This is a genomic window from Streptomyces sp. NPDC055099 (assembly GCF_053607685.1).
Genome location: NZ_JBSGUA010000040.1, coordinates 24,261 through 34,251, shown reverse-complemented (window position 1 = coordinate 34,251; position 9,991 = coordinate 24,261). Strand labels below are relative to the sequence as shown.

Genomic DNA, 9,991 nt, shown 5'->3' with positions numbered 1-9,991 from the left:
TTCATCAGGGCGTCGTAACCCTTGACCAGGCCCGCGCGGCGGCCGTTGGCCAGCGTGTGGTCCAGCGGGTTGCCCGCGTCCTTCATGGTGGTCGCGTACTCGTAGTCGATGTCGACGCCGTTGAAGCCGTACTTCTTGATGAAGTCGACGGCCGAGTCGGCGAAGGTGTTGATGCCCGCCTGGTTGACCGAGCCGTCGGCGTTGGTGGCCATCGAGTAGAAGCCGCCCGAGTCGACGCGCTTGCCGTCGGGGCCGAAGTAGCCACCGGTCTCGGCCCAGCCGCCCACGGAGACCAGGGTCTTCACGTTCGGGTGCTGCTTCTTGTACTTCGTCAGCAGGTTGAAGTGCCCCTTGTAGGGGAGCGTCGGGTCCATCTCCGCGCCTGCGACACCGGGCCAGGTCATCCCGGTGGAGGCGTTGTCGGCGCTGTCCGGGCCGACCGAGAGCTTGTTGGAGCCGTCGACGTGCGCGAAGGCGTAGTTGAGGTGCGTGACCTTGTCCCACGGGATGTCCGGGACGAGGTAGGCGTCCTTGCCGTCCTTGCCGGTACGCCAGTTGGTGAAGTAGCCGATGACACGGCGTTTGTGGTCGGCGCCCATCTTCTCGCGTCCGTCGGCGTCGTAGACGGAGCAGTACGGGACGTTGACGCCGGGGGTCTGGTAAAGCCCGTCGGGGCGACAGGAGTTCTGGTCGGCGGCGGCCGAGGGGCCTGCGGCGAGCGAACTCAGCAGCAGTCCGGCGACGGCGGCGCCGGCGGCGAGGAGCGTGGCTCTCGCTCGGGTGGGGGACAGCATGTGGTCGTTCCTCCTGGGGAGGTCGGCAGAACACAACTGGCGAAAAGGGGGTGGGTCTGTCGGGGTCCCGGTGTGCGCCCACCGTGGGACCGAACCTCGGAGGTGACGCAGAGATTAAGAGGACTAGACCAGTGCGTCAATAGGTCTGGACCTTTAAGGCTCAACTTCGTGAATGACTACGTTGTCGCGTTCGTCCCGACGGGAATGCGCCACGTTTTCCGTGACCCGGCGTGACGCGATCCGTGGATCCTGTGACCCAGCCCACAGTGCTCACCCGCATGGCCGAGAGACGTCCGTGGCAGACTGGTTCCGTACCAGTAGCAGCGCACTCCGGGGTCGGTGTAATTCCGAACCGGCGGTTATAGTCCGCGACCCGGCCGCCTCCAGCGGCCGGTTGACCAGGTGAAACTCCTGGACCGACGGTGAAAGTCCGGATGGGAGGCAGTGCGCGGCGGGCGGGCATTCGTGCACGTCGCCGAGTGGCTTGTTTTTGGGATACCCGTTTTTTCGGGTTTCCCGGGGAGAGGTCTCGTTTCCGGCGACGCTCCCGGTGCCGCAGTCCGTACATTCTGTCGTCATCGACAGGCCCCGGAGTCCGTGCCCCATGAGGCAGGAGGACCCGGTGGCCACCGCACCCGCGACAGAAGCGGACGAGCACGAGCTCGCCGCCATGCGCCGTGCCATCTCGCTCGCCGCCCTCGGGCTCGGCTCCACCAGCCCCAATCCGGTCGTCGGATGCGTGATCGTCGACGCCTCCGGAGAGATCGTCGGCGAGGGACACCACCAGCGCGCCGGCGGCCCGCACGCCGAGGTCCACGCCCTGCGCGCGGCCGGCGAGAAGGCTCGCGGCGCCACCGCCCTGGTCACCCTCGAACCCTGCAACCACACCGGACGCACCGGCCCCTGCGCCCAGGCACTCATCGACGCCGGGATCGCCCGCGTCGTCTACGCCGTCGGCGACCCGAACCCCACCGCGACCGGGGGCGCGCAGCGACTGCGCACCGCCGGGGTCGACGTGCGGGCGGGCCTCCTGGAGGACGAGGCCGCCGCGGGCAACGCCGCCTGGCTCACCTCCGTACGCCTCGGCCGCCCCCACGTCACCTGGAAGTACGCGGCGACGCTCGACGGCCGCATCGCCGCCGCCGACGGCAGCAGCCGCTGGATCACCTCCGCCGAGGCCCGCGCCGACGTCCACCGGCTGCGCGCCGAGTGCGACGCGGTGGTCGTCGGCTCCGGCACCCAGCGCGCCGACGACCCCCACCTCGCCGTGCGGGGCATCGAAGGCGCCGTACAGCCGCTGCGCGTCGTCGTCGACACGAACGGCACCGCGGTGACGCCCGGTGCCCGCGTCCTGGACGACGCGGCGCCCACGCTCGTCGCGGTCGCCGAGAACGTCACCCCGGAAGGCGATGCGCAGACGGTGCGACTGCCGCGCGCGGAGGGCGGGTTGGACATCCCCGCCCTCCTCGACGAGCTGCACACGCGCGGAGTGCGTTCCGTCCTCCTCGAAGGCGGGCCGACGCTCGCCGGAGCCTTCGTCGCCGCGGGCGCCGTCGACCGCGTCATCGCCTACCTCGCCCCCGTCCTGCTCGGCGCGGGCCCCGCCGCCCTCACCGGCGGCGGAATCACGACCATCACCGAAGCGTTGCGGCTCGACGTGAGCGAGACCGTCCGCATCGGCCCCGATCTGCGCGTCACCGCGACCCTCGCAGCGAACGCGACCCCCGTAGCGAAGGAGCACTGAAGTGTTCACCGGAATCGTCGAAGAGCTGGGCGAGATCACCGCCGTCGAGAACCTGGACGACGCGTCCCGCTTCCGCGTCCGTGGCCCCGTCGTCACCGACGGCGCCAAGCACGGCGACTCCATCGCGGTCAACGGCGTCTGTCTGACGGTCGTGGAGCACGAGGGCGACGAGTTCACCGCCGACGTGATGGCCGAGACCCTGAACCGCTCCAGCCTCGGCGCGCTCGCGGCCGGCTCGCGGGTCAACCTGGAGCGGCCCACCGCCGTCGGTGACCGCCTCGGCGGCCACATCGTCCAGGGGCACGTGGACGGCACGGGCGAGATCGTCGAGCGCAAGCCCTCCGAGAACTGGGAGATCGTCAAGATCTCGCTCCCCGCGGACCTCTCCCGGTACGTGGTCGAGAAGGGCTCCATCACCGTCGACGGCGTCAGCCTGACGGTGGTCGACGCCGGGATCGACTACTTCACCATCAGCCTCATCCCCACCACCCTCGCCCTGACCACGCTCGGCATCAAGCAGCCCGGCGACCCGGTCAATCTCGAGGTGGACGTCATCGCCAAGTACGTCGAGCGCATGCTCGGCGACCGCGTCGGCGCCGCGGCTGCCGCCGACCCCGCTCCCGCTCAGGAGGCCACGAAGTGAACTGGCTCAACTCCGAAGCCTTCACGGCCTTCGGGCAGCACGTGATCTGGTCCGACATGGTGGGCAACACCATCGGCCTGATCGCCCTCGCCCTCGGCTGGCGGCGCTCCATATGGACCTGGCCAGCCCAGTTCCTCTCCGGCCTCATCCTCGTCGGCGCCTACGCCTCCGCGCAGCTCTCCGGCGGCGTCGGCAAGCAGCTCCTCGTCATCGGCGTGGCCTTGTGGGGCTGGCGCCTGTGGACCAACGGGAAGCAGCAGGCGCAGGACGGCTCCATCGCCGTCCGGTTCGCCACCTGGAAGGAGCGCGGGGTCCTGCTCGGCGGCACCGCCGTAGGCACCCTCGCGGTCGGCGCCCTGTTCTCCGCCGTGCCCGACCTGTCCTGGAACCCCTGGCCCGACGCCTACATCTTCGTCGGCACCCTCGCGGCGATGGTCGCCCAGGCCCGCGGCCTGGTCGAGTTCTGGTTCGCCTGGCTGCTGGTCGACGTGGTCGGGGTACCGCTCGCGTTCAGCAGTGGTCTGGCCTTCTCCGGCCTCGTGTACGTCATCTATCTCGCGCTCGTCCTGTGGGGGCTGCGCGACTGGTGGCTGCGGTCGCGCACTGTGTCCTCGCAGGCGCCGCAGCCCGACATGGAAGGAGCCCCGGCATGAGCGCGGCACCTGTTTGGTACAGCACGGGACACGAAGAGGACGCCTCCGACCTGGCCCTCGACCCCGTCGAGGCGGCCATCCGCGACATCGCCGCCGGGCGGCCCGTCGTGGTCGTCGACGACGAGGACCGGGAGAACGAGGGCGACCTCGTCATCGCGGCCGAGAAGGCCACGCCCGAGATCATCGCCTTCATGATGAGCGAGTGCCGCGGCCTGATCTGCGCGCCCATGGAGGGCGAGGAGCTGGACCGCCTCCAGCTCCCGCAGATGGTCGAGAACAACACCGAGTCGATGCGGACGGCCTTCACCGTCTCCGTCGACGCGAGCGGCGCGCACGGCGTCACCACCGGAATCTCGGCCGCCGACCGCGCCACCACGCTCCAGATGCTCGCCGCGGGCACGTATCAGCCCAGCGACTTCGTCCGCCCGGGCCACATCTTCCCGCTGCGCGCCAAGACCGGCGGTGTCCTGGTCCGCAACGGCCACACCGAGGCCGCGGTCGACCTGGCGCGCCTCGCGGGCCTGCGCCCGGCCGGCGCGATCGTCGAGATCGCGGGCGAGGACGGCACGATGCTCCGCCTGCCGGAGCTGATCCCCTTCGCCCGCAAGCACGGCCTGACGATCATCTCCATCGAGGACCTGATCGCCTACCGCAGCAGCTCCGAGCCGACGGTCCGCCGCGAGGCCGAGGTCCATCTGCCCACCGCCTTCGGCGAGTTCACGGCGTACGGCTACCGCTCCACCGTCGACGGCGTCGAGCACGTCGCCCTCGTCCACGGCGAGGTCGGCGAGGGCGACGACGTCCTGGTCCGCCTGCACTCCGAGTGCCTGACCGGCGACGTCTTCCACTCGCTGCGCTGCGACTGCGGCCCCCAGCTTGAGGCGTCGATGCGGCGCATCACGGAGGAAGGACGCGGCATCGTCGTCTACCTCCGCGGCCACGAGGGGCGCGGCATCGGTCTGCTCTCCAAGCTGCGCGCCTACGAGCTCCAGGAGCGCGGCAGCGACACCCTGGACGCCAACCTGGAACTCGGCCTGCCCGCCGACGCCCGGGACTACGGAGCGGGGGCGCGCATCCTGGACGACCTCGGCGTCCGCAGCGTGCGCCTGATGACGAACAACCCCGACAAGACCGACGCGGTGATCCGGCACGGCCTGAAGGTCACCGGACGCGAGCCCATGGCGGTCACGGCGGGCGAGCACAACCTCCGGTACCTGCGCACCAAGCGGGACCGCATGGGGCACGACCTGCCCTGGCTGGACGCCCCCGAGGTGTCCGCCTGCGGCAACCAGTAAGTACCGGCACACGAGAAGTACGGCATACGAGAACCAGGAGAAGCGCGTGAGCGGCAAGGGTGCACCCGAACTGAGCGTCAAGAACTGCGGAGACCTGCGGGTCGCGGTGATCGCCGCCCAGTGGCACGAGAAGGTCATGGACGGCCTCGTCGACGGCGCCCTGCGCGCCCTGCACGAGCTCGGCATCAGTGAGCCGACCGTCCTGCGCGTACCCGGCAGCTTCGAGCTGCCGGTCGTCGCCAAGGTCCTGGCCGGCCGCGGCTACGACGCGATCGTGGCGCTCGGCGTCGTCATCCGCGGCGGGACCCCGCACTTCGAGTACGTGTGCCAGGGCGTCACCCAGGGCCTGACCCAGGTCACGGTCGACACCGGCGTGCCCATCGGCTTCGGCGTCCTCACCTGCGACACCGAGGAGCAGGCCCTGGACCGGGCGGGCATCGAGGGGTCCCGCGAGGACAAGGGCCACGAAGCGGTCACCGCGGCCGTCGCCACGGCGACCACGCTGCGTACGATCTCCGAACCCTGGCGGTGAGCGGGGCCGGGGAGCCGCGTAAAGTAAGCGACATCATGTCCAAGAAGACTTTCGAGGAGCTCTTCACCGAGCTCCAGCACAAGGCCGCCAACGGCGACCCCGCCACGTCGCGCACCGCCGAGCTGGTCGACAAGGGCGTCCATGCCATCGGCAAGAAGGTCGTCGAGGAGGCCGCCGAAGTCTGGATGGCCGCCGAGCACGAGGGCAAGGAAGCCGCGGCCGAGGAGATCTCCCAGCTCCTCTACCACGTGCAGGTGATGATGGTCGCCCGCGGCATCTCCCTCGACGACGTGTACGCCCACCTCTGAGCCGTACGCACCCTCCGCCCCACTCTCCCGTCACGCAAAGGAATCCGACCTCATGCTGCGCATCGCCGTCCCCAACAAGGGTTCACTGTCCGGACCTGCGTCGGCGATGCTCCATGAGGCCGGATACCAGCAGCGCAAGGAGTCCAAGGAGCTCGTCCTCGTCGACCCGGACAACGAGGTGGAGTTCTTCTACCTCCGGCCCAAGGACATCGCGATCTATGTCTCGGCCGGCAAGCTCGACATCGGCATCACCGGGCAGGACCTGCTGATCGACTCGGGCGCGAACGCCGAGACGATCCTGCCGCTCGGCTTCGCCCGCTCCACCTTCCGCTTCGCCGCGAAGCCGGGCACCGCGAACACCATCGCGGACCTCGCGGGCAAGACGGTCGCGACCTCGTACGAGGGCATCGTCGCCAAGCACCTCGCGGACAGCGGCGTCGACGCCTCCGTCGTCCACCTGGACGGCGCCGTCGAGACCGCCATCGAGCTGGGCGTCGCCCAGGTCATCGCGGACGTCGTGGAGACCGGCACCTCGCTGCGCAACGCGGGCCTCGAGGTGTTCGGCGAGCCGATCATGAAGTCCGAGGCGGTCGTCATCCGCCGCACCGGCGCCGACACCGACGACCCGAAGGTGCAGCAGTTCCTGCGCCGCCTCCAGGGCGTCCTGGTCGCCCGGTCGTACGTGATGATGGACTACGACTGCCGCGCCGAGCACCTGGAGCAGGCCGTCGCCCTCACCCCGGGCCTCGAGTCGCCGACGATCTCGCCCCTGCACAACGAGGGGTGGGTCGCCGTCCGCTCCATGGTCCCCGCCAAGGAAGCGCAGCGGATCATGGACGACCTGTACGCCATCGGGGCGCGGGCCATCCTGACCACGGCCATCCACGCCTGCCGCCTCTGAACGGGCAGGAGAACCCGCCTCATGTCCGAGCACCCCGCGCTCCCCGCCCTGCCCGTGACCTTCCGGCCCGGCCGGACCCGGGCCGTCCTGCTCACCGCGGGCGCCGCCATCCTGGTGGTCCTCACGGTGATCTCCCTGCTCATCCCGGGTCTCAGCCCGGGGGAGCGGCTCAGCTTCATCTTCACCGGTGTGCTGCTCCTCGGTGTCCTGATGCTCCTGAGCAGGCCCAAGGTCGTCGCCGACGAGTCCGGCGTGACCGTCGTCAACATCGCGACCAGCAGGCGCCTCGCCTGGGCCGAGATCGTCCAGGTCAACCTGCGCCCCGGCGACCCGTGGGTGTTCCTCAACCTCAGCGACGGCACCAGCCTCCCCGCCCTGGGCATCCAGCCGGGCATCGCCAAGCAGCGGGCCATCGACGATGCCCGCGCGCTGCGCGCCCTCGCCGACGCCCGCAGCCCGCAGGGCTGACGCTTCGGGCCGCGTCTTGATTAATCTGGTGGCGGGGCACGCATGGTGTGCCGCCCCGCCCCTGTCGGGCCCGCCCGGTCCACAGGGGCTCCTGCTACCCGAGGAGTGACTCCCTCCGGCGATGGACGGTTCGTCCTGTAGTACATGCGCCGCCCCCTCCCGACATACCGGGACCGGACACACCAGGGAGGCGGCGGCATGACCACCTCCCTGCTGCTTCTCGGGGCGGCATTCCTGCTGATTCTCGCCAACGGCTTCTTCGTGGCCGCCGAGTTCGGGCTCGTCACCGTGGAGCGCCCGGACGCCGAGAAGGCCGCGGCCGAAGGTGACCGACGGGCCCGTACGGTCGTCGACGCACTCAAGGAGCTGTCCTTTCAGCTCTCCGGCACCCAGCTCGGCATCACCATCACCTCGCTCGTGGTCGGCATGCTCGCCGAACCGGCCCTCGCGCATCTGCTCGCGGGCCCCTTCACGGCGACCGGCCTCCCGGAAGGCGCCGTACCGGGCGTCTCTGTGGTCGTCGGCATGCTCCTGGCTTCAGCCGTGCAGATGGTGATCGGCGAGCTCGTCCCCAAGAACTGGGCGGTGTCCAAGCCGCTCCAGGTCGCACGGTTCGTCGCGGGCCCGCAGCACGTGTTCGCGCGTGCCTTCAGGCCCGTGATCTCCCTCCTGAACGCCACGGCCAACCGGCTCGTACGCCTCTTCGGCGTCGAGCCGGCCGACGAGCTGGCCTCCGCCCGCACCCCCGGCGAGCTGGTCTCGCTCGCCCGGCACTCGGCGCAGGCCGGCACCCTCGAACAGGACACGGCGGACCTGTTCGTCCGCACGCTCTCCCTGGGCGAGCTGACCGCGCAGCACGTCATGACCCCGCGCGTGAAGGTCAGCGCGCTGCAGACCTCGGCCACCGCCGAGGACGTGGTGAACCTGACCCGGGCCACCGGCCTCTCGCGCTTTCCCGTGTACCGCGAGCGGATCGACGAGATCGTGGGCATGGTCCACCTCAAGGACGCCCTCGCGGTCCCGGCCCACGAGCGCCTGCGGGCACCCGTCGGCCGCATCGCGCAGGCGCCCCTCCTGGTCCCGGAGACGCTGCCCGTGCAGCAGCTCCTGGAGCGGCTGCGCAGCCAGCAGCCCATCGCCGTCGTCGTCGACGAGTACGGCGGCACGGCCGGCGTGGTCACCCTGGAGGACATCGTCGAGGAGCTCGTCGGCGAGGTCCGTGACGAGCACGACCTGCTCGACCTGCCCGAGATCGCCGCGGCCCCGGCCGAGGACGGCCGGCCCGCCTGGGAGGCCGACGGCAGCTGCCGCGTCGACACGCTCCAGCGGATAGGACTCGACGTCCCCGAGGGGCCGTACGAGACCGTGGCGGGGCTCGTCGCCGATCTGCTCGGCCGCATCCCCGCCCCTGGCGACCGGGCCGAACTCCCGGGCTGGCGGCTCGCGGTGCGCCAGGTGGACCACTACCGCGCCGAGAGGGTCCGGCTCGTACGGACCCCGGAGGCCACAGACACCGCGAAAACCCTGAGCGTGGCGGAGGCCGCCCGATGAGCGTGCTCCAACTCCTGTTCGCCCTCCTCCTCGTCCTCGCCAACGGCTTCTTCGTCGGGGCCGAGTTCGCGCTCGTCTCCGTGCGCCGCAGCCAGATCGAGCCGCTCGGCACCAAGCGGGCCCGCCAGGTCCTCCACGGCCTGGAGAACCTGCCGCAGATGATGGCGGCTGCCCAATTCGGCATCACCGTCTGCTCGTTGACGCTCGGCGCGGTCGCCGAGCCCACCGTGGCCCACCTCCTGGAACCCGTCTTCGAGGCGGCGCACATCCCCGAAGGGGCGATCCATCCCCTCGGGTACGCCATCGCGCTCGCCGTGGTGGTCTTCCTGCACCTCGTCGTCGGCGAGATGGTCCCGAAGAACCTCGCGATGGCCGCCCCGGAGAAGACGGCGCTCTGGTTCAGCCCCGGCCTCGTCGCCTTCGCCCGCCTCTGCCGTCCGGTGACGGTGGCGCTCGGGGCGTGCTCGCGGGTCGTCCTCAAGCTCTTCGGGGTCGAGCCCAAGGACGAGGTCGAGGCCGTCTTCACCAGCGAGCAGCTCAACCGTCTCGTCGGTGACTCGGGCCAGGCGGGGCTGCTCGACCCCGAGGAGCAGGAGCGCCTGGAGGACGCCCTGGAGTTGGGCTCGCGCCCGGTGACGGACGTCCTGCTCGACCGGGCGTCGCTGGTGACCGTGGGCGCCGGGGTCACCCCGGCGCAGGTCATCGAACTCACCGGGCGCACCGGCTACTCCCGCTTCCCGGTCTGCGCGGAGAACGGCGCCTTCATGGGCTACCTCCACGTGAAGGACGTACTCGACCTGACCGACGGCGCCGAGATGGACCGCGCGGTGCCGCAGCAGGTCTGGCGCCCGATGACGACGCTGCGCGCGGAGCTCCCCCTGGACGACGCCCTGACGGTGATGCGCCGCGCCGCGACGCATCTGGCGCAGGTCGCCGACGCGTCGGGCAAGGTGCTCGGCCTGGTCGCCCTGGAGGACGTGCTGGAACTCCTGGTCGGTGAGGTCCGCGACCCGGCGCACCGGGTCACCGTGCCCCGCAGGCCGCAGGAGACCTCTCAGGGGTCGCGGGACGGCGCCCTGGTGTGAGCGTGCGGGGCGGGGGC

Annotated in this window: 11 protein-coding genes and 1 riboswitch; of the genes, 10 read left to right on the top strand and 1 reads right to left on the bottom strand. The window is 70.8% G+C overall.

What is annotated here, in order from left to right; all coding sequences use genetic code 11:
• On the bottom strand, positions 1 to 794 hold a 794-nt coding region (locus tag ACWFRU_RS41315; RefSeq protein WP_453693863.1), incomplete at its 3' end, for a glycoside hydrolase family 18 protein.
• 321 nt (positions 795 to 1,115) lie between these two features.
• Positions 1,116 to 1,246: riboswitch (FMN riboswitch) on the top strand.
• Positions 1,247 to 1,464: 218 nt separating this feature from the next.
• Between ACWFRU_RS41315 and ribD the strand changes: the two genes are divergently transcribed.
• The 10 genes from ribD to ACWFRU_RS41265 all read left to right on the top strand — a co-directional run bounded on the left by ribD (position 1,465) and on the right by ACWFRU_RS41265 (position 9,974).
• Positions 1,465 to 2,538 (top strand): bifunctional diaminohydroxyphosphoribosylaminopyrimidine deaminase/5-amino-6-(5-phosphoribosylamino)uracil reductase RibD, encoded by a 1,074-nt coding sequence (ribD, locus tag ACWFRU_RS41310; RefSeq protein WP_453693869.1) that lies wholly within the window; start codon positions 1,465 to 1,467, stop codon positions 2,536 to 2,538.
• Position 2,539: 1 nt separating this feature from the next.
• The gene (locus ACWFRU_RS41305; RefSeq protein WP_453693861.1) at positions 2,540 to 3,181 is read left to right on the top strand and encodes a riboflavin synthase; all 642 of its coding nucleotides are present in this window, start codon (positions 2,540 to 2,542) and stop codon (positions 3,179 to 3,181) included.
• A gap of 56 nt (positions 3,182 to 3,237) precedes the next feature.
• Positions 3,238 to 3,834, top strand: a complete 597-nt coding sequence (locus ACWFRU_RS41300; protein ID WP_453693867.1) for a nicotinamide mononucleotide transporter family protein — start codon at positions 3,238 to 3,240, stop codon at positions 3,832 to 3,834.
• Complete coding sequence (locus ACWFRU_RS41295) at positions 3,831 to 5,129, top strand: bifunctional 3,4-dihydroxy-2-butanone-4-phosphate synthase/GTP cyclohydrolase II (RefSeq protein WP_453693859.1); 1,299 nt, start codon at positions 3,831 to 3,833, stop codon at positions 5,127 to 5,129. Before ACWFRU_RS41300 ends, ACWFRU_RS41295 begins: the two co-directional genes overlap by 4 nt.
• Positions 5,130 to 5,175: 46 nt before the next feature.
• Positions 5,176 to 5,661: a 6,7-dimethyl-8-ribityllumazine synthase gene (gene ribH / locus ACWFRU_RS41290; RefSeq protein WP_363211056.1), complete on the top strand. Its 486-nt coding sequence runs from the start codon at positions 5,176 to 5,178 to the stop codon at positions 5,659 to 5,661.
• Between the two features lie 35 nt (positions 5,662 to 5,696).
• Positions 5,697 to 5,969 (top strand): phosphoribosyl-ATP diphosphatase, encoded by a 273-nt coding sequence (locus tag ACWFRU_RS41285; RefSeq protein ID WP_055564821.1) that lies wholly within the window; start codon positions 5,697 to 5,699, stop codon positions 5,967 to 5,969.
• A gap of 52 nt (positions 5,970 to 6,021) precedes the next feature.
• On the top strand, positions 6,022 to 6,870 hold the full coding sequence (gene hisG / locus ACWFRU_RS41280; protein WP_365864198.1) for an ATP phosphoribosyltransferase: 849 nt from the start codon (positions 6,022 to 6,024) through the stop codon (positions 6,868 to 6,870).
• 21 nt (positions 6,871 to 6,891) lie between these two features.
• Positions 6,892 to 7,338, top strand: a complete 447-nt coding sequence (locus tag ACWFRU_RS41275) for a PH domain-containing protein (protein WP_453693856.1) — start codon at positions 6,892 to 6,894, stop codon at positions 7,336 to 7,338.
• Positions 7,339 to 7,536: 198 nt separating this feature from the next.
• Positions 7,537 to 8,889 (top strand): hemolysin family protein, encoded by a 1,353-nt coding sequence (locus tag ACWFRU_RS41270; RefSeq protein ID WP_453693854.1) that lies wholly within the window; start codon positions 7,537 to 7,539, stop codon positions 8,887 to 8,889.
• Positions 8,886 to 9,974 (top strand): hemolysin family protein, encoded by a 1,089-nt coding sequence (locus ACWFRU_RS41265; protein WP_453693852.1) that lies wholly within the window; start codon positions 8,886 to 8,888, stop codon positions 9,972 to 9,974. The genes ACWFRU_RS41270 and ACWFRU_RS41265 overlap by 4 nt, the downstream gene beginning before the upstream one ends.
• Positions 9,975 to 9,991: the final 17 nt, after the last annotated feature.

Excerpts from the sequence above, each read along its gene's own strand:
- ACWFRU_RS41295 (WP_453693859.1), top strand. The coding sequence starts at position 3,831 with ATGAGCGCGGCACCTGTTTGGTACAGCACGGGACACGAAGAGGACGCC.
- hisG (WP_365864198.1), top strand. The coding sequence starts at position 6,022 with ATGCTGCGCATCGCCGTCCCCAACAAGGGTTCACTGTCCGGACCTGCG.
- ACWFRU_RS41275 (WP_453693856.1), top strand. The coding sequence starts at position 6,892 with ATGTCCGAGCACCCCGCGCTCCCCGCCCTGCCCGTGACCTTCCGGCCC.
- ACWFRU_RS41270 (WP_453693854.1), top strand. The coding sequence starts at position 7,537 with ATGACCACCTCCCTGCTGCTTCTCGGGGCGGCATTCCTGCTGATTCTC.
- ACWFRU_RS41285 (WP_055564821.1), top strand. The coding sequence starts at position 5,697 with ATGTCCAAGAAGACTTTCGAGGAGCTCTTCACCGAGCTCCAGCACAAG.
- ACWFRU_RS41300 (WP_453693867.1), top strand. The coding sequence starts at position 3,238 with ATGGTGGGCAACACCATCGGCCTGATCGCCCTCGCCCTCGGCTGGCGG.
- ACWFRU_RS41265 (WP_453693852.1), top strand. The coding sequence starts at position 8,886 with ATGAGCGTGCTCCAACTCCTGTTCGCCCTCCTCCTCGTCCTCGCCAAC.
- ribD (WP_453693869.1), top strand. The coding sequence starts at position 1,465 with ATGCGCCGTGCCATCTCGCTCGCCGCCCTCGGGCTCGGCTCCACCAGC.